The following is a 21,457-nucleotide window of genomic DNA, read 5'->3' as shown; positions in this document are numbered from 1 at the left end:
TCACGCCGCGGCCTCCGCGGCCTGCAGCGCCGCCACCGCCGTATCCACCTGCGTGACCTTCGCCGCGCCGGTCTCTTCGTCCACGCCGACCTGGATGACGCGATCGAGTCCGTCGCGCACGCCCTCGATGTGCGTGATGACGATGACCTGGTCGAAGCGATCCTCCAGCCCCCGCAACAACGACACCACGTTCGCCCGCCGCACGTCGTCGAGCGAGCCGAAGACCTCGTCGAGGATGAGCAGCGAGAACGCCTGCCCCGCGCGATCGGCGATCATCTGCGAGATGGCCAGCCGCAGCACGAGATGCGCGACGTCTTCCTCGCCGCCGGAGATCACCGGCTTCGGCACGCCGTCCTCGAGCACCTGGATGCGGTACTTGTCGTCCAGCTCGAGCTCCGTGTACCGCGCGTCGGTGATCGTCTTCAGCAGCTCCGACGCGATCTCGCCGATCTCCGGCCGCAGCTGGAAGTTGAGCTCGTTGCGCAGTTCCGAATACGCACGGTGCAGCTCGTCGTGCACGCGGCGGTCGGACTCCAGCGCCGCGACCTTCGCCGCCAAGGCCTCGTACGCCGCCTTCGCCTGGGCGGCGCGCTCCGCGCCGGCCGCGGCCACATCCCGCGCGGCCTTCGCCGCCGCGGCGCGCTGGCTGGCCTCGGCGTGCGCCGCTGCCACGCCATCATGCAGGCGCCGCAGCTCGGCGTAGTCGCCATCGGGGACGGTCAGGCGCGCACGCCGCTGCTCCGCGGCCTCACGGCGCGCCTGCAGGTCGTCGCGCTGCCGCAGCAGCGTCTCGCGCTCGCGCAGCAACGCCGGCTCGCGCTCGATCCGCAGCGAGAGCCGGTTCGCGATCGTCGTGCGCTCCACCAAGCGCTCACGCTCCGCGTCGAGCGCCTGATGCACCGCGGCATCGTAGCCGCTCGGCAGCGAGGCCAGCTCCGCCGCCACCGTGGCCAGTCGCGCGCGCTTTGCCGCGAGGTCCTGCTCCTCCGCCACCAGGCGACGCGCGTCCTGCTGCGCCTCCGTCAGGCGCCGCTCCAGCGCCGTGACATCCGCGGTGAGCTTCTTGCGCAGCTCGTCGAGATGCTCGATGTCCGCCGGCATCGCCTCGAGCTGGTCGCGCCGCGTGCGGAAGTAGCTGCCGTCCGCCTCGACGGTCTCCAACTGGCGCTCGACGGTCTCCAGCACCGCGCGGAAATGCTCACCCAACGGGCGCGTGCAGGTCGGGCAGTTGCCCGCCTCGCCGGCATTCAAGAGCACGTCGCGCTGGTCGCGGAGGTCGGCATAGGTCTCGCGGAGGGTGCGCAGGCGGCTCTCCACCGACTCGCGCTCGCGCACCCACTCGGTGCGCCGCAGTTCGAGCTTGCCATGTGCGCGCTCCAGCTCGGCACGGCGGTCCGTCACGTCCTTGCCGAGCGCCTCGGCGTGCGAGGCGGACTCGCGCAGCCGCGCCACCTCCTGCTCGAGCGCCGCGCAGTCCGTGCCGAGGTTCGTGCGCGAGGTCTCCAGCGCGCGCCGCCGGCCATCGCTGGCCTGCAGGGCCCGCTGGGCCTCCAGCGCATCGTCGGCGCGCTGCAGCGCATCGAGGTCCGGGAGCATCGGGGCGAGCTGCGTCCTGGCCTCGTTCACCTGGGCCAACTCATGATCGAGCTTCTCGAGGTTGCGGACGAGGGCTTGCTCCTCCGCCGCGAGTGCCGCGAGCTCGCGCTCGATCCGCTCCCGCTCCTCGCGCCCCGTCTGCGCGGCCTGCCAGCGCGGCGCGATGTCGGCGAAGGCCGCTTCCGTCTCGCGCGCCGCGCGCTCCGCCGACTCCGTCGCCTTGGTCGCCGCGCGCAGCGTTTCGGTCGCATGCGCCAGTTCGCGCAGCACCGCGTCGCGCTCCGGCATGCCCGCCCGCAGACCGGCGACCTCGCTCGTCAACTCACGCCGCCGCGCCGCGCAGAGGTCCTGCGCCACGCGCAGCTTCTCGTAGCCGAGCACGCGGGAGAGGAACTGCGCGCGTTCCGATGCCGAGAGCGCCTGCATCACCGCCAGATCCTTCTGACCGGTGAAATACGTGTTGAAGAACTCCGTGCGCGTCATGCCGAGGCGACGCTGCAGGAGGCTCGCCACTTCCGTCACCGAGTTCGCGATGGGCTCGGCCGCGCCGTCCAGGTAGAGCTCGGCCATCGACAGCCCGCGCACCACGCGGTAGCGATGCCCGCCCAGCTCGAAGTCCAGCTCCACCCGCACCGGCGAGCGTGCCGGCGCCCGCTGGAAGCGGATCGAGTCGTTGGTGCCGCGGAGGATGGCGCCTCCGTAGAGCACCCAGGCAATGGCTTCGAGGATCGTCGACTTGCCGGCGCCGTTGGGCCCGATGATGCCCGTCAGCCCCGAGTCGAACTCGAGCGTGGTGTCCGCGTGCTGACGGAAGTTGGTGAGCTTGAGTCGCGTCAGTCTCACGCGTCGCTCCCCGGCAGCGCCGGCTGCGGCTCGCTCTCCTCGGCCTGTTCGAGGAAGCGCAGCCCCAGTGCGACAAAGGCGTCGCGATCGACGTCGTTCGGCAGGTTCCGCGCGCGCAGCGACTCGCGCAGGGTATCGGCCAGCGAGGCCTTGCGCCCCGGGGCGCCGCTCCGGTCCACGCGCACGGCCTCCGGCTTCCGCACATCGAGCTGGAAGTGCAGCGCCCGCTTCTGCAGGTCGCGCAGGGCCTTGTGGTCGAGCTCGCGGGCCACGTGCCGCGGCACGTCCTTCAGCACGAGGCGCACGACCTTGCCGTCCACGCCGTCGGGCAGCTTCGTCACCGCGGCCTGTATCGCGGCGTCGATCTCCGCCGCGGCAAGCCCCGCGCCGGCAATCGGCGGCAGGTCCACGAACGGCCGCGTCACCGGCAGCGGGTGGAAGGTCTGCTTCCCCGTCGCGAGGTCGCGCTCGATCATGCCCTTGCCCGGCAGTTTGGCCGCGCGTTCAGCGGCCAGCTCGCCCCAGGGATTCGTGCTCGTGTAGTCCAGCGCGCCCGAGTAAAACGCGTGCTCGGCGACCCGCGCATAGACGTGGTAATGGCCAAGCGCGACGTAGTCCCAGCCTGGCCGGCTCACGTCGGCGACGGGGATGCGCATCGCGGCGCGGTCGGGATGCTCGCTGCGCTCGGCCTGCGGCAGCACGCCCTGCACTTCGCCGTGCATGACGAGCACGTTGTACTTGAACGCCGGGTCGGGCGCGAGCTCCACGGAGCCCGGCGGCAGGTCCGGCACGGCGAGCACCGCGAGGTCGAGCGATTCGAAGGTGAAGCGCTTCGCCTCGCGGTCCGCGACGTAGATGCCGAGCGGCGCGGCGAAGAGGCGCAGGATGCAGATCGTCTCCGTGGACCGCGGCATGTCGTGATTGCCGGCGGCGATGACGATCTTAGCCTCGGGCAGCGCTTGCACGAGGCGCGCGAACTGGTTGAAGGCGTGCAGGATCGCCGTGTTCGTCGGCCGCACGGTATGGAACACGTCGCCGCCGATCAGCACCACATCAGGTGCGAGCGCGATGATGCGGTCCACGGCGCGCGTGAACGACGCCGCGACATCGGCTTCGCGCTGGTTGATGCCAGCGGGAGTGGACCGCTGGAACTGGCGGAAGCCGAGGTGGAGGTCGGAGAGGTGGACGAGACGCACGCAGAGGGGAATCTACGGCGATGCTGCCTTAAGCGCCGTAGGGATCGTCCAGCGGCGGCCCCGCCCGCAACGGTGCCGGGCCGCGCCGCGCCGGCTCGGCGGCCACGCGCTTCTTCAGCTGCGCGCGGAAGAACGCCTTCACGTCGTCGGGCTTGGTCTGCAGCGTGCGGTTGCGGGCGCGGAGGATGTCGTCCTCGCTGTCGCCGGCCAGCGCGATGCTGTCCTGCACCCAGCTCAGCGTGATGCTCGGGTCCAGCCGGCGCAGCGCCTTGGTGATGGCGGCATCGAGCGGCAGCTCTTCCGCCTGCGGGAAGCGCTCCACGCCCTCGCGCCCGGTGAGCACTGCCGGCCGCGGGAAGCGCACGAAGATCGGCTGCCCGAAGTGCGGATGCCGCACCATCAACTGGCCCTTCTCCAGCGTGGCCAGCCGCGCCTTCGTGGCCGGCGCCAAGGTCTGGTAGCCCGGTGTCGCGAGCTCGTCGGGGTCCATGCGTCCGTACAGCGCCGTCCCGCTGTTGCCCACCACGCGCCGATGCACCTGCGAGCGGAACTGCTGGGCGCCGAACAGCACGAGCCCCAGGTAGCGGCCGCGTTCGGCGATGTCGAGCAGCATCTTGCGCACGTACGTGTCCGGCCCGTCGGCCGGCGCGTACTTGTTCAGCTCATCCACGAACACCACGACCTGCGACACGCCGAGCTGCCGCTTCTCGAGGTACTCGCGCAGCTGCGAGACCACGCGCGCGAACACGAGGTCCTGTGCATCCTCCTCGAGGTTCGCCACATCCACCACGTACACGGCGCGGTCACGGAACTCGCCGAAGGGCAGGTCGCTGACGCTGCCGTCGTCGGTGACGAGACCGCGGCAGCGCGTGGAGATATTGGTCAATCGGTTTCGCACCTTGCGGATGGTGGCCACGTGGTGCGTGCGCCACACGTCCGCGTTGCGCGACTCCATCGCGCGCAGCAGCGTCGAGAACCACTTCTCGAGGTCCGCGAAGCTCCGCACCTCGACGGGCGCGTCGAACAGCGCGTCGCTGAACGATTGGTCCAGCACGCGCTCCTTGATGAAGTCGATCAACGCATCGGCCTTGGCGTCGACGTCATCCTTGTTGAGCAACACCTCGGCGTACTGCAGCGTCTCGCGCAGACCCCAGGTCAGCGGCTGCACGTTGTCCTGCAGTGCCTCGTTGCTGCGCAGCGTCGCGAGCTGGAAGCCCTTCGCCGTCCACGGCGCGTAGTAGTGCACGTCCTTGAACGGCTCGGCGGGCACCTTGAGCGCCGCGTACATCGCGCGTTCGTCATCACTCAGCGACGACGCCGGCTGGTCGAGGAAGCAGAGGTCGGGGCCCTTCACGTTGAAGCACACCGCTGCCACGCCGTCCTTGTCCTGCGGGAAGTGCGCAAAGATGCTGCCCAGCAGCCACTCGACCGCGCTGGTCTTCGTCGCGAGGCCCGACACACCGCTGATGCTCAGGTGCGCGGCCTCGGGCCCGAGCAGGAAATCGGCGTCCAGATGCACCGCCGCCTGCGTCCCGCCCGCGCGATACATCCCGACCGGAATCCCGCGCTCGGCGCCCGGCTGCAGGTAGCTGTCCATGCGCAGCGCCAGCTGCACGTCTTGCTCGGTGGCCAGATGCACCGTGCCCATCGGCACCGGCTGCAGCGGCTCCTCGGGCACATGCCGCAGCACCGCCGCGGTGTACAGGCGGATCTCCGTGCGCTCGGTCGGCGCGATCGCGCTCGCAGCCGGCACGCCGTCGGCGCCGAGCACGTCGTGCAGCGGTGTTTGCAGGTCGGTGTAGCCGAAGCCTTCGGTCACCACGCCGTAGACCGTCGGCAGCACGCCGGCGATCGGCCGCTCCGACTCCACGCGCACGATCGTCCCGATGCCCACGGGAGCATCGAGCGCGGTCCAGAAGTGGAACTCGTGCGGCGTGTTCGGCTTGCGCTCGGTGGCGACGACGCGGCCGAGGATCGGAGAGTCGGTCATTGCAGGATGCTGGTAAGGTACTGCTCGCACTCGCGGATGCCGTAGACCATCACGTCCCAGCGTGCATCGGGGAGCGCGACCGGCGCGCGCTCGGCGAGCAGCCAGCGCGAGACCAGATCGGCGCGCGCCGTGATCGCATCCGGCGCGTCGAGGGCGATCTCGACGCGGACGAGCCCGAAGAACGGGCCGCGGGCACCGGCGTCGCGCAAGCGCAGGTACCAGGTCGCGATGGGCGTGCGGCGCGGCGACGCCACGACCACCGCCGTGCTGCGCTCACCCTCGCGCAGGCGGAGCACGGTGTCCATCGCATCGCCCGCCACATACAGCGTGCGGTGCGATTTGACCACGCCCACCACCTGCGGGCTGCGCGCGACTTCCTCGGTGCCGGCGATGCCGCCGTCGATGAGCAGGGCGTCTCGTCGCTCACGCACCCACGCGGACGCCAGCGCCTGCTCGGCGCGCTCGCGGTCACGCTGCACGGCGGTCAACGCGCGCGCCGAAAGGTCACCTGGATGCCGGGGCAGCGGCTGCGCCGTGTCGTGCTCGGCCAAGGTATCCACGACCGTGCAGCGCGACGCGAGCGTCGCGTACAGCGTCTCGTCGAGCAACGCCTGGGGCAGGTACAAGGCATGCGACCGGATCGGCGGGACCCACGCCGAGAGGCGCCGAGCCGCCCGGATGCGCACCGCCGCGGCGACCGCGCCATGCACGGCCGGCACGCCCTGGAGGTGTGCCCGCACGTGCGAGCGCTGGATGCCGTCGAGGAACGCGGCGATGCCGACCACTGGGTAGCCCGGTACCGTCCGGGCCTGCATCTCGACCCCTTCGACGGGCGTGGCACGCTCTACGCGCGGCGGCGCCTCAACTTCGCGCTGGGCCTCGAGCGAGAGCGTCGACGCCTGGGTCGCGACGCCGCCGTCACGAAGTGCGAGAAGCACGGCGCGCGTGGTTGCCGCCCCCGGGGGCGGGTCGTAGCTTCTGACCATGCGCCGATTCGCGCTCATCGCGAGCATCCTAGTCCTCGCCGTCGCCTGCGACAAGCAGACGCAGGCGCCCGGCAATACCCCTGCGGGCGACCTCACCGACCTCTCGACGTCGCCGACGATCCTGTTCACGGTGTTCGGGCCCCGGGAGACGCCGAAGCTTGCCCCGATCGGCGTCGTCACGACGACCGGCCTCAAGCCGCTGACGCTTGACGACGCCGGGTGGCGCGAACTCGACTCGGTGTACTTCGCCGCGGGCCGCAAGCTGCCGATGTACCGCAACGGCGCCGCCATCGGGGAGCTCGAGATCGTCCGCGGCATGTGGCCGGCCGACTCGCTGCCGCTCTACGAGGTGCCGGGCTGCAGCCGCGTCGTCCCGCAGGCGTTGGCGCGCTTCGCCGATCCTGCGGCCTTCGAGGAAACGGTGGAGTTCCTCGCCTCCTCCACGCCGCTCGCGCAGCCCACCGACTCGCGGCCCTTCCCCGCCAATCCAGAGGCCCAGGGCCTGACGCTGGCCAGCGCCGTCGCCGCGGCCGCCGATATCGGCGCCGAGGACCTCAACGGACTCGACTTCCACGCGCGCTGGCTGCGCACCGGGGTCGGCGCCAATGGCCGCTCGCTGCTTGCCAGCTACATCGACCCCGACGCGGGCGACTTGGGGCCCGGGGCCGGAAGCACCGCGGTACTCGTGCTCCTCGCCGAGGACTCGGCCGGCACGTTCACCACGAGCTACCAGCACGCGCGCGTGGGCGAGGCGCGCTCCGTCGATTTCCGGCGCGTGATCAACTACGCCGACCTCGATGGCGACGGGAAGGCGGAGATCCTGATGGAGCAGTGGCGCTACGCCGCCATTCCGTCGCTGGTGCTGCTCAAGCACAACGGCACCCGCTGGGCCGACGCGTTCACCGTCAGCGCCGAGTGGTGCACGGACCAGCGCCGCTGAGCGAACTGCCGCCCCAAGCGATCCAAGGGGCGGCTCGGCGTCAGTCGACGCCGAGATCCCAGGCCTGTTCGAGATCCGCCTTCGAGTAAGCGCGGAATGCCGTGAGCGTGGTGGTGCGCACCAAGCCCGGCACCGTCGGGAACTTCTCCGTCACGATCTCGGCGATCTGCGCGTACTCCGCGACCTTCACCATCGCGATGAGATCCCATTCACCCGACACGGAATAGACATCGGTCACGCCCTCGATGCCGGCGAGCGCGGCCGCCGTCTTGGGAATGCTCTTCGGCTCTGCCTGGATGAGGACGATGGTCGTGATCATGGCGCGGGGAATGGCGGGACGTTGAGGAACCAGAGGCCGGCGATGCGCTGCTTCGCATCGACTTCGAGCAGCAGGTCGCGGGCGACATGCACGGCCCGTGAGGCACGCGTCGGACCGATACGGAAGTGTATCGTGCGTTCGGGGGCATCGGCTACCGCCCGGATGGCGGTGTCGACTTCCATTGCGGTGAGGAGGTCGTCCCCCTGCTGCGGGATGCGCACCCGCGCGGCCAACGTGGGTTCCGGTGCCTGGAGCGTCGCCACGCTCTTCACGTCGGGCCAGACGGCGACCTCCACCGCGGCCAGCCGACCGTCCACGAGCTCGAACGTGAGCCAGGAGCCGTCCGAGCCCTCGAAATCCAGCGAGCCGCTCACGCCCTCCGACACGCCGGCCGGCCGCAGCATCGCCACGAGGATGTCCGTGTCGGCATCCCAGCGATACTCGATGGGTGGCAGGTCCTTCGCGTCCAGTGGCTCCAGCCGCACGTCGAATGCCATCGTCGTCCCCCGTTCAGGTCGAGGGCAGCGTAGCGATGCGCGACGGCCGGAAGCGCATCATGCCATCGCGTCCGCGGTCGCGACGATGCGACGCGCGGCCTCGATCACCTGCGCCTTGTCGGCCGCGTAGGACACCCGCACCCAGTCCGGCGTGCGGAACGCCGACCCCGGCACGATCGCCACCCCAGCCTTCTCCAGCAGTTCCTGGCAGAACGCGCCGCCGGCATCCGGCACGCGCCCGGCCCCCGGCACCTTGAGGTAGAAATAGAACGCGCCTTCCGGCGGCAACACCGTGAGCGCCCGCGACGCCTGGAGGATCGGCAGCGCCGCGTCACGCCGCGCCTTGAACTCGGCCACCATCGCGCGCACCGTCGCGTCCACCGGCTCGCCCAGCGTGAGCGCCGCGAGCGCCGCGTACTGCGCGACCGTCGCCGTGTTCGACGTCGTGTGCGACTGCAGGGCCGTCATCGCCTTGGCGACCGCCGGCGGCGAGATCGTCCAGCCCACGCGCCAGCCGGTCATCGCCCAGGCCTTCGCGACGCCGTTCACCACGATGAGGTTGTCACGCCGCGGGGCGACGTCGAGCGCGCCCGGCGCCGGCGCGTCGTAGGCGATGCGCTGGTAGATCTCGTCGCTGATCACCCACCAGCCGCGCGTCGCCGCGAGGTCGAGGATCGCGCGCAGCTCCTCGGGCGCGTACACCGCGCCGGTCGGATTCGACGGCGAGTTCAGCATGAGGCCGCGCGTACGCGGCGTCGCATGCCGCTCCAGGCGCTCCACGTCCACCTTGAAGCCTCGCGCCGGATCGCCGTGTACCTCCACCGCCGTCGCTCGCGCCAACTGCACCATCTCGTAGTAGCTCGTCCAGCTCGGCGTCGGCACCAACACTTCGTCGCCCGGGCCGAACAGCGTCACGCAGGCGTTGTAGAGCGATTGCTTGGACCCGCAGGACACTACCACGTCCGTCGCTGCGATGGCCTCCGTGCCCCTGAACGACGCGTTGCCCTGCGTCGCGATCGCCTGCCGCAGCGGGAGGATGCCCTCCACCGCCGTGTAGCGCGTCGCCCCCTCGTCCAACGCCCGCTTGGCAGCCTCGAGAATCGGCGCCGGGGTCCCGAAGTCCGGCTCGCCAGCCCCGAGATCGATCACCTCGCGCCCCTGCGCCTTCAGCGCCTTGGCGCGTTGCGAAACGGCGATGGTCGCGGACTCGCGCAACTCGGCGATATTCGCCGACGGACGGAAGGGCATCGGGTTATATTCCATTGACGCGAACGTTATCCCAGCGCCCCCGCGTGCGCCATTATTGAAAACCGAGGATCGCAGTGTCTGCTACTTCCCGCGAGACGGCCGGAGCCGTCCGCTCCGCCCACGTGGCGTATTTCATGCCCGCCGATTGGGCCCGCATCGCCCAGCGCGCCGCCCCCGCCCTCGAGCGCGCGGCGACCGACGGCGCGTCCCTCAGACTGCTGATCCTCGTGCCCGACTCGGAGGCCGCCGTGGCCCTGAGCCGCGCCCTCGCCGAGCTCCCGCAGGCCGATGGCCGCCGCATCGTCGCCGCCTCGTCGCAGGCGCGGTTGCAGCGCCTCCTCGGCATCGGTCCCGCCGATGTCGTCGTCGGCTCGCCGGAGACCATCGCCGCCGGCCTCGCCGCCTCCGCAATCAAGCTCGACAGTGTGCGCACCGTCGTCTTCGCCGCCGCCGACGAGATGGACGCCGAGTCCGACGCCCTCGCCGCCGTGCTCGCCGAGGTGCCCAAGGACGCCGCGCGCATCCTCACGGCCCTCGCCGCCAGCGATGCCGTGGACGCCCTCATCACGCGCTACCTCTCCAAGGCGCGGCGTGTGCAGGACGATGTCGTCGCCGACGTGCCCGCCGCGCAGGTGCAGAACGTGCGCTACCTGACGGTCACCAGCGATCCGCTCGCCGTACTGCCTTCCCTGCTTGATGAGCTCGACGCGCCGTCCGCCGCCGTGCTCGTCGGCAGCGATGCCGCCGCGAAGGCGACGCGTCAGGTGCTCGCCAGCGTCGGATACACCGAGGGCCCGCTCGCGCAGGTCACGCGTGGTCCCGTCGCCGCCAACACGTCGGTGGTGATCACGCTCGGCGTGCCCACCGCAACGGCCTGGGGCCAAGCCGTCGCCGCGGCGCCCGCCCAGGTGGTCGCCATCTGCGCCCCGCGTGATCTCGAAGCGCTGCGGTTGCTCGCAGGCGAAGCCACGCCGCGTCCGCTCGGCGATCGCGCGAGCCTCTCGCGGGCCCGCGCCGTGGAATCGCGCCGTCGCGCCGAGCTGCGCGCCGAGCTCGCCGAAGGCATTCCGGCGCGCGAAGTGCTCGCCCTCGAGCCGCTGCTGCGCGAGAACGACGGGCTCGAGATCGCCGCCGCCGCGCTGCGCCTGCTGGAGCGCACGCGCGCCGAGCAGACCGAGCAGGTGCGCGCCGCCGAGGAGCGAGCGCGCTCACAGATGCGCGAGGCGCAGAAGGAGAAGGAAGCCGCCGAGCGCGCGGAGCGTGGCGATCGGTTCGAGCGCAGCGACCGCGGCGACCGTGGCCCCCGCCCCGGTCCTCGTGGCGGCGGCGAGCGCGTGGAGGGCCCGCGTGGCTTCCGCGGCGGCGACCGCCCGATGGGCGAGCGCAAGCCGCGCAGCACCTACGATCGCGAGGCCCCGCCGCGCGAAGGCAAGCCGCGCATCAGCTCGTTCAGCAAGGATCGCGACGGCAAGCCGCGCAGCAGCTATTCCCGCGACGACAAGCCGCGCAGCGGCGGGTTCTCCCGTGACGACAAGCCGCGCTCGGGCGGATTCAAGCGCGACGGCGGTCCGCGTGACGGCGGCCCGCGCAGCGGCGGCTTCAAGCGTGACGACAAGCCGCGCGGCCCGCGTCCGCCCAGGGGCGACCGGTGAGCGGAGCGCTCCAGCTCACCGGCGGCTGGATCGAGGTCATCGCCGGCGTGATGTTCAGCGGCAAGAGCGAGGAGCTCATGCGCCGCGTGCGCCGGTCGACCATCGCCAAGAAGCGCGTCCAGGTGTTCAAGTCGCACCTGGATAACCGCTACGAGGGCGGCGTGTATGCCGTCGGCTCGCACGACGGCCGCACGCTCGAGGCGATTCCCGTGGACTCGTCGCAGCAGATCGCGCTGCGCATCGATCCGCTGGCGCAGGTGATCGCCGTCGACGAAGTGCAGTTCCTCGACCAGGGCATCGTGAAGCTCGCCTGCGATCTCGCGCTGCGCGGGCGTCGCGTCATCCTCGCCGGCACCGACACCGACTTCCGCGGCGAGCCCTTCGGCCCGATGGCGGCGCTGATGTGCGTGGCCGAGGTGGTCGACAAGCTGCACGCCATCTGCGTGCTCTGCGGCGCGCCGGCGAGCCGCAACCAGCGGCTCATCGGCGGCAAGCCCGCGCCGTACGACTCGCCGGTCGTGATGGTCGGCGCGGCGGAGTCGTACGAGGCACGCTGCCGGGCCTGCCACGCGGTCGGCAAGCCCGACGACGCCCAGCTACGGCTGGGATAGCAGCACGTCCTCGAAGTACTGCAGCGCCCGCGGATCGCGCTTCTGCCCCAGCCAGAACACCGCGCGGCGCCGCACCGCGGGATCCTGATGCGTGCGGGCGAGTCGGATGAGCGCCGGCACGCTTTCCTCGTTCGGTCGCTGCGAGAGCGCGAACACCGCATGCTCGCGGATCTCGCGGTCCGGATCGCCAATGAGCTCCTGCAACCCGGCGGTCGCGCGATCGCCGGCCGACTGCGAGAGCCAGAACGTCGCACTGGAGCGCACGTCACGCGGACGCGCGTCGTCCTTGGCGACCGCCAGCAGCTGCGCGTCCGGCGACGGCCCGTCGGCGATCAGCGCGGGGAAGATCGCGTCTTTCGCCGCGCGTGATTCCGCCGTCGCGGCAAGCTGCATGAGATAGTCGCGTGCCGCGGTCGGCGAGACCTCGCCCAGGTCGAGGTCCGCCGCTGTGCGCCAACGACCGCCGACATAACTGCGCACGGCCGTGACGCGCCGGTCGCTCACATCGAGCGCGACGCGCACCGGCCCGGGCTCGCAGTCATCCTCCCACTCCGCCGCCCGGCGGCCGTTCACGTGGATGTTCTCGCCGCTCACTATCGCGCGACCATCGCCGCGACGGATGCTGATGTTGCCGCGCCCGTTGCCGCAGACGCCGCTGTCCGCGGCGAACTGCAGGCGGACGGTCCCGCTCCCGACTGCGGCGACGCGCGCGGCGAGGTCCTGCGCGCCCGCAGACGCGCTCACGAGGAACGCCAAGGCGAGGGCGCGCATCAGAGTGGCTTGTTGATGATTTCTTCCAGCGCCGCCGCGGCCCGCGGATCGCGACTCTGCCCAAGCCAGAACAGCGCCTGTCGCCGCAGCTCGGCGTCCTGCTCCGTGCGCGCGATGGCCAGCAGCCGGTCCACCGCCGCGGAATCGTTGCGACGCTGCGACAGCGCGAAGATCACCTGGCCGCGCAGTTCGCGGTCCTCCGTGCTCGTGTCGTAGATCTGCCCGAGGTCGGCGACGGTCGCGCCACCGCTCTGGCTCGCCCAGAACAATGCCGACTTCCGCAGCTGCGCCGAGAGCTGGCGATCCTTCGCGCGTTCGAGCAACCACGCGGCGTTCTCGGGCGAGCGGCGCTGCGCCACGGCGAAGATCGCCTTGTCGCGCAACTCGTCGTTGTCCAGCCGCGGGAAGAGTTCGCGGAGGAAGGCGGAGTTCTCGCCGCGCCCGCGCTGGCCGATCCAGAAGATCGCCTCGGCGCGCAACTCGGTGTTCGCGTCGCGCCGGCCGGCGAAGTCCCGCAGGATCTCGCCCGCGCGCGGGGCGTTCGCCTGCGAGAGCGCGAAGATCGCACGCTTCTGCAGGTCCTCGTCCGTCTCGGTCTTGAGGATCCCCTCGAGCACCGTGACCGAGCGGTCCGTGTTCACTTGCGAGAGCCAGAACACGGCCTCGCTGCGCGTCGTGCGGTCGGGATCGTTGCGCACGACGTTGACCAGGATGTCCGCCGCCTCGTCGTTGCGACGCTGCGCGACGATGAACACCGCCTTGCGGCGCAGCACTTCGGAGCAGCGGTCGCGGCGCTCGAGCACGCGGCGCAGGACGGGCAGCGCCTGCTCGGAGTTCATCTGCATCAGGGCGTTGAGCGCCTCGATGCGGTCGTCGCCGATGACGCCTTCGCACTCGGGCGGGATCTCGTCGCTCCCACGACCGCTGCGGGCGCGCGACGACGCACGGGCCGCCGCGACGGCGCTGCCGCGAACCCCGGCCATCTCGGCCCGCGCTTCCGCCAAGCCGCGCGCCATCTCGGCGCGGGCGCGCTCGGCTTCGGCGGAGCTCATGTGTCCCGACGCGATGGCCGCTTCGAGCGCGGCCGGCGCGACGGCCGCCGCCATCTCCAGGGCCGCCGGTGCCACGCTGGCGGCGATCTCCGCCGCAGCCGCCGCGACGGCCGCACCAGCCTCGGCGTCGCCGCTTCGGGCCAGACGGCCGTTCACGCGCGTCAGCAGCGCCGCCGACTCGCCAGAGGTATACGTCGCGCTCGTCGCGTACTTCTCCCGCTGCGTCTCGAGCGCCCGCGCCGCGCGGCGCAGGTCAGACGAGCTGCCCGTCCGCTGCAGCGCGAAGGCCTGCCAGTAGAGCGCGTCGCCCGCGTAGGCCGAGGTCGGATGCTCGTTGACGAGCTGTTCAAAGAGCCGCGCGGCACGGCGCCAGTCTTCGTCGGCGATCGCCACGCGACCGGCGCGCCACAGCGAGTCCGCGGCGTCTTCCGGCGCGTAGCTCACCGCGGGAATGGGATCGGGCGAGGCCGGCCGATCGAGCGCGGCGCCGGTGCCCACGAGGGCGAGGAACGACAGGGTCAGGAGCTTCATGGTTACCTCAGATGCCAGCCGCGCCGGTGCGCAGCCGTGTCAGGAGTTGCGTGCGTTCGAGCGTGCGGTCGAGGAGCTCGCGCTCCTCGACGGCCGTGCCCGAGCGCTGGATGAGTTGCACGAGGACCGTCTCGAGGTCCTCCAGCAGGCGGCGCCGCACGGGATCGTCCCCGGCGGGTGAATCGAGGAGCAGGCGCGTGTTGGTGAGCATCTCACGGGCCCACTTCCCGGTGAGGGAGTCCATCGTCGCATCGGCGGGCGTTGCCGCGATCACCGAGACCAGCGCCTCGGCGCGCTCAAGGTGATCGCGCGACGCGAGGGTGAAGGCAGTGTTCGGTTCGGCGCGCGTGGCGGCCGGGAGCGGGCGAGGTGCCGACACCAGACGCGCCTGTGGCAGCAACGGCGTGGTCCGCAGCGGTTCGCCGGCGCTGCTGTCGGTGGCTTCCAGGGTGAGGATCGAGTCTCGCGGTTCGTCGTTGACCGCGCTGACGGTCGGGCTGACGGCTGCGCCGCCCACGCTGTCGGCCTGCGCGACCGTCGTCGCGGCAGGCGTGGTGAGCATGAAGCGCCCAATGCCGATGCCGACGAGCAGCGTCGCGGCCATGCCGATCCACGGCGCGTAGCGGCGCGTCGGTCGGACAATGCGCTTGGGAGCGCGCGCCCTGGCGATGGACGCCCACATCTCGTCGCGCGGCGTCTGCGCCGGCGGGGCGTTGTAGTCGCCCGCGTTGCGCTTGAGGAAGTCTTCGAACTGTTGCTCGCTCATACCGCCCACTCCCCGGCGAAGTCCGCCAGTTCATCACGTAGCCGGGCGCGTGCCCGGTGCAGCTGTGCCTTGGAGGTGCCCGGCTGGATGCCCAGCGCGCTGGCGATCTCCTCGTGTGTGTAGCCTTCCACGTCGTGCATCACGAAGACCGTGCGATACCCGTCGGGAAGTCCATCGATTGCGCGTCGCAGCCGGAGTTTGAGGTCCGGCTCCGCCTCGCGGGTCGGGATGATGGCGTCCGGCATTTCGTCGCCGCCGATCTCCCGGCCGTGGATGCGTCGCACCTTCTTGAGCCCGTTGAGGATCACCGACGTCGCGATGGCGTGCAGCCAGGTCGCGAGCGAGGAATCCCCGCGGAAGTCGCCGAGCTTGTCGAAGGCCCGGATGAAGGTGTCCTGCGTGAAGTCGCGGGCCAGCGTCTCGTCCCCGGACATTCGCCACGCCAGCCGATAGATGCGGTCCACGTGCGCGTCGTAGAGCTTGCGCTCCGCGAGTGCGTCGCCCCGCAGGATGTCGGCGATGAGTTGTGCGTCTGTCACGAGGTGGGGGTCGCGGACCGGACTTCGGTGTTCACACCAGAGACAACGCGAGTGGGCGGAGGGTTGCGTGGAGGGAGCTGCCGGCCGTGTGAACGCCCGAAGCTGGCGCCAAACGCCGACCCTAACTCGTTCTCCCGCAGCGGCTTGCAGAATACTCGCGCGACATTCGCCCGAACGCGACTAGAGCGCCTTTCCCTTGAGGCGCACGAGCAGGGCGCGAATCTCCGGCGGCGTGTTGGCGCGGGTCGCTTCGACCTCGAGCGTGCGGACGCGCGTGTAGCGGTTGGTCACGGGGAAGAACGGCGGGCGCCGTGTCGAGTTCTGGCAGCGATCCGGACTGCCGTAGTAGCGGAAGCCCGTGTTCGAACCCGAGTAGTGCGCGGAGAATCGGCGCATGATCATGCCGCCGACGACTTCGAGGCAGCCGCCGTTGGCGCGATTCGACGACCCAGAGCCTTCGGGACACTCCGGCTGGTCACCTGCCGCGCCCATGGTCGTGTTCGGGGCCTCGACGCCGACGGTGCCGGTAAGGCTCATGAAGGCGCCATGCAATGTCGTGCGGCGCGCTTCCCCCTCGTGGAGTGTCACACTCGCCAGCGTGAACAATGACGGATTCCCGAAGCGCCGGGCGCGGGTGAACATGCCGTCCACGACGGTTACGTCTCCGACTGCCAACACCCCGAGCTGTGTACTGCAGTCCGACTCCGGCAGATTGGGGGCGTTGGCGTAACGAAGCGGTCCGATGATGCTCACGCGTCCGTTCACACGCAGCGTGACGCGACCCGTCACCACGCCGCTCACGTACAGCGGTCCAGTGGTGCTGCTGATTACGCCACGCGAGTTCGCGTTGTAGGTGCTGCCGAAGGCGAACAAGTACGGCGACTCCACTGCCTGCCGCACCGTCGTGCTGATGCCGGTCGGCGAGGTACCGGTGCGCCAACTACCAAGCGTTCCGTGGGTCGCGGCAACGCAACGGCCGTCGGTCGCTGAGTTGCCGTTACTCTTGAAGGTGCAGGTTCGGCTGCGGACGGAAAACGTCGTATCTTGCCCGCCGTATCGATGGGCGGCGTTCGCGACGCCCCACGGCACCGTATCCGCGGCCGTGCCGGTCACGGTTCCCGCAGAGTTTGTGAACCGCTCCGTCAACACGAGCTGCGGACTCCCGGCCGGGAAGCATCGCGCGGTCGGCTGCTCGAGGATGTCTTTCGCCGCATCCCAGTCGTAGTCCTCGAACCCGTTCATGTCGCCATTGCTGACCGTCGGATACGTGCTCGACCGGAGGACGGAATTCGCCCACGAGGAGCGGTGTACCGCGATCGGGAAAAACTGCCAGCGGTTTGAGATTCGATAGAAGGCCCCGCACTGGTTCTGGATGCGCGCATCCTGCCAGTGATGATAGATGCTCCCAGCGAACAAGTGGTACGACTGCTCGGGATTGCCTCGCAGGTAGGTCGTGTCGTACCCCGCCGCGAGGTCGAAGACCTTGAAGAAGCCCTCGCCCTCCTCGATGCTGCCATCGTTGTCGGCGTCGATGGCCACGAACTCGAGGCGACTGCCGAGCCCTGACCCCGTCACCGGAGTGAATCGCAGGCCCGCCGCGTTCGCGAGAGTATCGAGGCGCGCGAAGGTCGAGTCCTTTGGGTAGGGGACTGGCATCGTGCCCGGCAGGCTATCGATCTCGAACGTAGCCGTGCCGCTGATCGATCCGCCGACGCTGACCGTATCGAGGAAGCGATTGCCAGACGCCGAATTGACCCAGTTCAGGTTGCTATGGACCCGCCCGCCGACGACGCCAGGCCCGAACGTGACGTCACTCGGAAAGGAGTCGGTGAAGAACTGATAGCGCGAGAAACTCTCGCGCCGCAGGTCCATGCGGCGCACATGCCGGGTGCCGGTGGCGTCGTACGCCTGGGCCAGGAGCGTCACAAAGGGGAGATGCGTCCCGGTCGTATCACCCGTGACCGCGGCATACACATTCACCGAGACATTCGGGACTTGCGTGCCGGATGCGTCGAGGAGCTTCCACCCCGTGACGAGTACACGATAGCCCGTGTCCGGAATGGCGGGTGCGACGTCGCTCTCCAGCCGCGTCCGCTGCACCTCGAGCGCTGCCTCCGCGGCATAGCGAAAGAGCCGCTCGCGATCATAGAATCGGGACAGCAATCCCGCGCTCGACGTCATGAAGATCGCGGCGATCGCGAGCGCCGCGACCGCAAGCGTCATGAGCAAGACGAGGATAAGCGCCGAACCGCGTCGGCTCTTCATCCGCATCACGGCAGCGTCACCGACGAGCGCGTCGCCCGTCCGGATGCGAGCCCACCGCAGTCCACCGCACGAACGCCATACTCGACGGTACCAACCAGCGACGGATTCACGTCACTCCACACGTACTCCGTCGCGCGCGTCGCAGGAATCGTCGCGATGGCGGACCAGGCACCGCCTGAGATACGTCGCTCCATCAGGTAGTGCGTAACGTCCGCGGTCGCGCCTGCATCGTCCGTGGACGGGTCGAACGTCACCTCGACGTGATACGGCTGGTTGCTGTTGTCCCTCGACAACGAGAACTGCGATGCGTTGTTCGCCGGCGGCGTCGACGGCGCCGCGCCGCAATCGCGCCCCGTCGACGTCCGGTTCTCCAGCACCACCATCCAGAAAATCGACCGGATCACGTCCTCGCCGGTCTGGGTATTCCTGAAGAACCCCGCCGAACGCACGCCGATCGCCCGGATGCTCCCCACACCCGCCGAGTCCCACCACATCGGCAGGCTCGCCGATCCGACGCGGCTGAGCGTGTCGCCGCTGCGCGTGTAGTAGCTGAAGAACGCGGAATCGGCCGGCACATGGATGCCGCGCACGACCTGCGTGGAATCGCGGCCGTTCACGCGCCGGTACAGCACGTACACGTCATTCCGGTCCGTCACCGTATCCGCCCGCAAGAAGTACATCACCGTCTCGTTGCGGCTCGGCGTCCCCGCACCATCCGTGTAGGTCGTGGTCGGATACGTGCGCGCAGTGAGCGGAATCGTGCCGGCCTGCCCGACGCGCCACGCCTCGGTCAGCGTCGTGTCGGCGGACGTATCCAACTCCAGCGCACCCGGATCAAGCGTATCGCGCGCGACGAGATTGGCGTTGAACGCAATGCCCATCGGCCCCGCATAGACGATCAGCGGCTGCGACGCATCGGCAACCGCCACGCGCAGGTCCTTGTCGATCATTCGCTGCGCGTAGCGCGCGATCTGGTAGGCGTCGAGCCGACCGGCATTGTCGCCGAGGGCCCGCGTCTGCGTGCGGACGAAGGGCAGCGTGATGGCAAAGACCAACATCGTCAATGCCATCGCGACCACCATCTCGATGATCGTGAACCCGCGCCGGTTCCTACCCATCAGCGGGCGCCGATCACGACGGTCTTGGACACCGGCGTCGAGAGGTCGGGGGAGGTCACCGTAACCGTCACCGTCACGTACTCGGTGCTGTCGGTGACCGTCGCGACGGCCAGCGTGGTGCGCGTGTACCCGGTGTACCCGGCCATCGAGGGGTTCGCCGTGGCCGTCGCGCTGGTCTCGGTCGTGTTGTGGAACGTGCTCACGAGTGTCGAGTACGTCACGTGCGCCCGCGCCGCTTCGAGGCGACCGGTCGCGAGGTCGCTCGCGATCGTGAGATACGCCGCGTTCCGGCTCGCCCGCGCGAATCCGTTGCCGAAGTTCGACAGCGACAGCATCACACCCGAGAGGATCACGATGGCAAACAGCACCTCGATGATCGTCATGCCGCGGCGGATCGCCAATCGGGAAGTGGGCATCAGGCGAAAACTATGGAGAACGCGCTCGGGGGGACGGCAAATCGGCCACCACGGCGGTCCGGCCGCCGCTGCCGCTGTCACAATATGATATTGCATTCTGGGTCCCACGCGCTCATATCCCATCCCATGGCCACCCTCGCCGCGATGATTACCGATCCCCAGGCGCTCCAGCGCCTGAACGCCGCCGTCCACGGTGAGCATCGGGTCATCCACTGCACGTCGTGGGACGCCCTCGAGGAGGCCTGCAAGGATGAGTCCGTCACTCTCGCCATCCTTGACCTCTTCGCGGAAGGCAAGGCGCAGTTCGATGTCATCCGCCGGCTGAAGCTGCGCGCCGAGCGCATCTCGCTCGTCGCGTACGTCACCGTGACGCCCGAGCGCTCGCGCGACTTGTTCGACGCCGGCCGCGCGGGCCTCGACGGTCTGCTCATCGCCGGGCAGGACGATACGCCCGCCGCGTTCCGGGCCGTCCTCGAGCGCGCCGAGGCGCGCGGTGTGGCGCAACTGCTGCGGCCCCGCGTGAGCGGATTCAGTGCCACCGTCCGCGACGCCGTGATGGTCGCCGTGACGCGCGCCCACCTCCGCCTCACCGGCCAGCGCCTCGCCGAGATCTGCGGCACATCCAAACGCACCCTCCTGACGGCGCTGGCCGACGCGAAGTGCCCGCCACCGCAGAAACTGATTACATGGGGCCGCCTCATTGTCGCGGCCCAGATGCTCGAGGACGGCCAGCGTACGGCCGACGGCGTCGCCCGGATGCTCGACTTCCCCTCGGGATCCGCCTTCCGCAACACCTGCCAGCGCTACCTCGGCGCGACCCCGCAGGAAATCCGCGCGAAGGGTGGCGCAGCATGGGCGGCCAGCCGCTTCGTGCTTGAACTTGGCACTACCCAGAGCTGAGGCTCAGTAGGATCGTCGGCGCCAGGCGCCGTTCGCGTGGCTCCAAAACGCCGTGCGTGCCGTCGCTCCGGTGACGGCCAGCGCCCGGAAATCGTACGAGCGGCTGCTGACCGTGCCGATGTAGATCACGACATCGCCGCCCAAGGTGCCGTTCGGCGCAATCCGAAGCGCCTGCATGAGGGCCGGACGACCGGTGACCAACCCGGGACCCGTTGCATAGGCGGCCGACGCGCCGTCGATCGTGCTGTCCGGCGCAAGGAACCGCGCCCCGTCGAGCGGCCGGTAGGACACCGTCTCATTCTCCGAGACCTGGCCGTCGTCATCCGCATCCAGCAGGATGCGGACGCGCATCGCGCTGTCGCTCGAGGCGTCAAACATCAGCTGCACCGGCATGTTGCGGTTAATGGCGGTCTGCTGGGCGGCGATGATGGTGTTCTGCAGCATGCGGATGTTCGCGTCCATCCGGTAGTTCATGTTCGTGAAGCGCGAGACGGTCCACCCCGCCACCAGCCCGATGAGGATGATGACGACGAGAATCTCGGCGACCGTGAACCCGGGGCGACGCGGCAGCTGCACGATGCACAATCTACGTCTCGACGCTACGATTCTGCGATGCTCACCGTCGGCCTCACCGGCAACATCGCCGCAGGCAAGTCCGCCGTGGCTGCGCGCCTCGCCGCCCACGGCGCGCCCATCGTCGACGCCGACCTCCTCGCCCGCGAGGCCGTCGCGCCCGGCTCCGCCGCGCTCGCCGCCATCGCCACGCGCTTCGGCCCGCACGTGCTCAGGCCCGACGGCTCGCTCGACCGCGCGGCCCTGCGCCAGGTCGTCTTCCGCGACGAGACCGCCCGCAAGGCGCTCGACGCCATCGTCCATCCGGAGGTCGCACGCCTGCGCGCCGCGGCCGTCGCGCGCCTCCGCGACAGCGGCGCGCCCCTCGTCATCTGCGACATCCCCCTGCTCTTCGAAACCGGCCTCGACGGCGAGATGGACCGCATCATACTCGTCGACGCCCCCGTGGACGTCCGCCGCGAGCGCCTCATGCGCGACCGTGGCTTGAGCGCGAGCGACGCCGACGCGATGATCGCCGCGCAGATGCCCGCCGACGCGAAGCGCCCGAAGGCCCACTACATCATCGAGAACGACGGCACGCGCGAGGCACTCGACGCGCAAGTGGACGCCGTCTGGACGGCCCTCCGCGCCGCCGCCACTGCTTGATTC

The 21,457-nt window shown here is 70.1% G+C and carries 20 protein-coding genes; 5 read left to right on the top strand and 15 right to left on the bottom strand.

The features are described from left to right. From Strain318_RS02855 to Strain318_RS02840, 4 genes are read right to left on the bottom strand one after another with little or no spacing between them, the layout of a single operon-like run. Entirely contained in the window at positions 1–2,439 is a 2,439-nt protein-coding gene (locus Strain318_RS02855) for an AAA family ATPase (RefSeq protein ID WP_367887026.1), read from the bottom strand. Beyond that, complete coding sequence (locus Strain318_RS02850; RefSeq protein ID WP_367887025.1) at positions 2,436–3,635, bottom strand: metallophosphoesterase family protein; 1,200 nt, start codon at positions 3,633–3,635, stop codon at positions 2,436–2,438. The genes Strain318_RS02855 and Strain318_RS02850 overlap by 4 nt, the downstream gene beginning before the upstream one ends. A gap of 28 nt (positions 3,636–3,663) precedes the next feature. Then, positions 3,664–5,625 carry an ATP-binding protein gene (locus tag Strain318_RS02845; RefSeq protein WP_367887024.1) on the bottom strand — a complete coding sequence of 654 codons (1,962 nt, stop codon included), beginning with the start codon at positions 5,623–5,625 and terminating at the stop codon, positions 3,664–3,666. Then, positions 5,622–6,563: a hypothetical protein gene (locus tag Strain318_RS02840; protein WP_367887023.1), complete on the bottom strand. Its 942-nt coding sequence runs from the start codon at positions 6,561–6,563 to the stop codon at positions 5,622–5,624. Before Strain318_RS02840 ends, Strain318_RS02845 begins: the two co-directional genes overlap by 4 nt. 46 nt (positions 6,564–6,609) lie before the next feature. Between Strain318_RS02840 and Strain318_RS02835 the strand changes: the two genes are divergently transcribed. Continuing rightward, entirely contained in the window at positions 6,610–7,551 is a 942-nt protein-coding gene (locus Strain318_RS02835; RefSeq protein WP_367887022.1) for a hypothetical protein, read from the top strand. 40 nt (positions 7,552–7,591) lie between these two features. On the opposite strand, the gene Strain318_RS02830 is transcribed toward Strain318_RS02835, so the two are convergent. The 3 genes from Strain318_RS02830 to Strain318_RS02820 are packed head-to-tail and all read right to left on the bottom strand — an operon-like array spanning position 7,592 to position 9,615. After that, entirely contained in the window at positions 7,592–7,870 is a 279-nt protein-coding gene (locus Strain318_RS02830; RefSeq protein ID WP_367887021.1) for an Lrp/AsnC family transcriptional regulator, read from the bottom strand. Then, positions 7,867–8,367 (bottom strand): hypothetical protein, encoded by a 501-nt coding sequence (locus Strain318_RS02825; RefSeq protein WP_367887020.1) that lies wholly within the window; start codon positions 8,365–8,367, stop codon positions 7,867–7,869. Before Strain318_RS02825 ends, Strain318_RS02830 begins: the two co-directional genes overlap by 4 nt. 57 nt (positions 8,368–8,424) lie before the next feature. Continuing rightward, entirely contained in the window at positions 8,425–9,615 is a 1,191-nt protein-coding gene (locus tag Strain318_RS02820) for a pyridoxal phosphate-dependent aminotransferase (protein WP_367887019.1), read from the bottom strand. 74 nt (positions 9,616–9,689) lie between these two features. On the opposite strand from Strain318_RS02820, the gene Strain318_RS02815 reads away from it, so the two are divergent. Both Strain318_RS02815 and Strain318_RS02810 read left to right on the top strand, forming a co-directional pair. After that, positions 9,690–11,267, top strand: a complete 1,578-nt coding sequence (locus tag Strain318_RS02815; protein WP_367887018.1) for a hypothetical protein — start codon at positions 9,690–9,692, stop codon at positions 11,265–11,267. Further along, on the top strand, positions 11,264–11,878 hold the full coding sequence (locus tag Strain318_RS02810; RefSeq protein WP_367887017.1) for a thymidine kinase: 615 nt from the start codon (positions 11,264–11,266) through the stop codon (positions 11,876–11,878). Before Strain318_RS02815 ends, Strain318_RS02810 begins: the two co-directional genes overlap by 4 nt. Here Strain318_RS02810 and Strain318_RS02805 read toward each other — a convergent pair. The 7 genes from Strain318_RS02805 to Strain318_RS02775 form a co-directional block, all read right to left on the bottom strand. Further along, a complete protein-coding gene (locus Strain318_RS02805) occupies positions 11,864–12,649 on the bottom strand; it encodes a HEAT repeat domain-containing protein (protein ID WP_367887016.1) in 786 nt (261 codons plus the stop codon). The two genes, Strain318_RS02810 and Strain318_RS02805, sit on opposite strands and share 15 nt — an antisense overlap. Beyond that, positions 12,649–14,232, bottom strand: coding sequence for a HEAT repeat domain-containing protein (locus Strain318_RS02800; RefSeq protein ID WP_367887015.1), 1,584 nt, complete (start codon positions 14,230–14,232; stop codon positions 12,649–12,651). The genes Strain318_RS02805 and Strain318_RS02800 overlap by 1 nt, the downstream gene beginning before the upstream one ends. A gap of 7 nt (positions 14,233–14,239) precedes the next feature. Beyond that, a complete protein-coding gene (locus Strain318_RS02795; RefSeq protein ID WP_367887014.1) occupies positions 14,240–14,998 on the bottom strand; it encodes a hypothetical protein in 759 nt (252 codons plus the stop codon). Further along, positions 14,995–15,537 carry an RNA polymerase sigma factor gene (locus Strain318_RS02790; RefSeq protein ID WP_367887013.1) on the bottom strand — a complete coding sequence of 181 codons (543 nt, stop codon included), beginning with the start codon at positions 15,535–15,537 and terminating at the stop codon, positions 14,995–14,997. Before Strain318_RS02790 ends, Strain318_RS02795 begins: the two co-directional genes overlap by 4 nt. Before the next feature lie 180 nt (positions 15,538–15,717). Then, the gene (locus Strain318_RS02785) at positions 15,718–17,760 is read right to left on the bottom strand and encodes a hypothetical protein (RefSeq protein ID WP_367887012.1); all 2,043 of its coding nucleotides are present in this window, start codon (positions 17,758–17,760) and stop codon (positions 15,718–15,720) included. A 47-nt stretch (positions 17,761–17,807) separates the two neighbouring features. Beyond that, positions 17,808–18,920 carry a PilW family protein gene (locus Strain318_RS02780; RefSeq protein ID WP_367887011.1) on the bottom strand — a complete coding sequence of 371 codons (1,113 nt, stop codon included), beginning with the start codon at positions 18,918–18,920 and terminating at the stop codon, positions 17,808–17,810. Then, a complete protein-coding gene (locus tag Strain318_RS02775; RefSeq protein ID WP_367887010.1) occupies positions 18,920–19,336 on the bottom strand; it encodes a type IV pilus modification PilV family protein in 417 nt (138 codons plus the stop codon). Before Strain318_RS02775 ends, Strain318_RS02780 begins: the two co-directional genes overlap by 1 nt. A 126-nt stretch (positions 19,337–19,462) precedes the next feature. Between Strain318_RS02775 and Strain318_RS02770 the strand changes: the two genes are divergently transcribed. Next, entirely contained in the window at positions 19,463–20,236 is a 774-nt protein-coding gene (locus Strain318_RS02770) for a helix-turn-helix transcriptional regulator (protein ID WP_367887009.1), read from the top strand. Positions 20,237–20,239: 3 nt separating this feature from the next. Here Strain318_RS02770 and Strain318_RS02765 read toward each other — a convergent pair whose 3' ends face one another. Continuing rightward, entirely contained in the window at positions 20,240–20,812 is a 573-nt protein-coding gene (locus tag Strain318_RS02765) for a pilus assembly FimT family protein (RefSeq protein ID WP_367887008.1), read from the bottom strand. Between the two features lie 36 nt (positions 20,813–20,848). On the opposite strand from Strain318_RS02765, the gene coaE reads away from it, so the two are divergent. After that, complete coding sequence (gene coaE, locus Strain318_RS02760) at positions 20,849–21,454, top strand: dephospho-CoA kinase (protein WP_367887007.1); 606 nt, start codon at positions 20,849–20,851, stop codon at positions 21,452–21,454. Positions 21,455–21,457 lie beyond the last annotated feature (3 nt).

This window comes from Pseudogemmatithrix spongiicola (genome assembly GCF_030623445.1).
Taxonomy (GTDB): Bacteria; Gemmatimonadota; Gemmatimonadetes; order Gemmatimonadales; family Gemmatimonadaceae; genus Pseudogemmatithrix; species Pseudogemmatithrix spongiicola.
This window is presented reverse-complemented; position numbering and strand designations above follow the sequence as displayed.

Excerpts from the sequence above, each read along its gene's own strand:
- Strain318_RS02845 (WP_367887024.1), bottom strand. The coding sequence starts at position 5,625 with ATGACCGACTCTCCGATCCTCGGCCGCGTCGTCGCCACCGAGCGCAAG.
- Strain318_RS02835 (WP_367887022.1), top strand. The coding sequence starts at position 6,610 with ATGCGCCGATTCGCGCTCATCGCGAGCATCCTAGTCCTCGCCGTCGCC.
- Strain318_RS02830 (WP_367887021.1), bottom strand. The coding sequence starts at position 7,870 with ATGATCACGACCATCGTCCTCATCCAGGCAGAGCCGAAGAGCATTCCC.
- Strain318_RS02825 (WP_367887020.1), bottom strand. The coding sequence starts at position 8,367 with ATGGCATTCGACGTGCGGCTGGAGCCACTGGACGCGAAGGACCTGCCA.
- Strain318_RS02820 (WP_367887019.1), bottom strand. The coding sequence starts at position 9,615 with ATGCCCTTCCGTCCGTCGGCGAATATCGCCGAGTTGCGCGAGTCCGCG.
- Strain318_RS02805 (WP_367887016.1), bottom strand. The coding sequence starts at position 12,649 with ATGCGCGCCCTCGCCTTGGCGTTCCTCGTGAGCGCGTCTGCGGGCGCG.
- Strain318_RS02800 (WP_367887015.1), bottom strand. The coding sequence starts at position 14,232 with ATGAAGCTCCTGACCCTGTCGTTCCTCGCCCTCGTGGGCACCGGCGCC.
- Strain318_RS02795 (WP_367887014.1), bottom strand. The coding sequence starts at position 14,998 with ATGAGCGAGCAACAGTTCGAAGACTTCCTCAAGCGCAACGCGGGCGAC.
- Strain318_RS02785 (WP_367887012.1), bottom strand. The coding sequence starts at position 17,760 with ATGACGCTTGCGGTCGCGGCGCTCGCGATCGCCGCGATCTTCATGACG.
- Strain318_RS02780 (WP_367887011.1), bottom strand. The coding sequence starts at position 18,920 with ATGGGTAGGAACCGGCGCGGGTTCACGATCATCGAGATGGTGGTCGCG.
- Strain318_RS02775 (WP_367887010.1), bottom strand. The coding sequence starts at position 19,336 with ATGCCCACTTCCCGATTGGCGATCCGCCGCGGCATGACGATCATCGAG.
- Strain318_RS02770 (WP_367887009.1), top strand. The coding sequence starts at position 19,463 with ATGGCCACCCTCGCCGCGATGATTACCGATCCCCAGGCGCTCCAGCGC.
- coaE (WP_367887007.1), top strand. The coding sequence starts at position 20,849 with ATGCTCACCGTCGGCCTCACCGGCAACATCGCCGCAGGCAAGTCCGCC.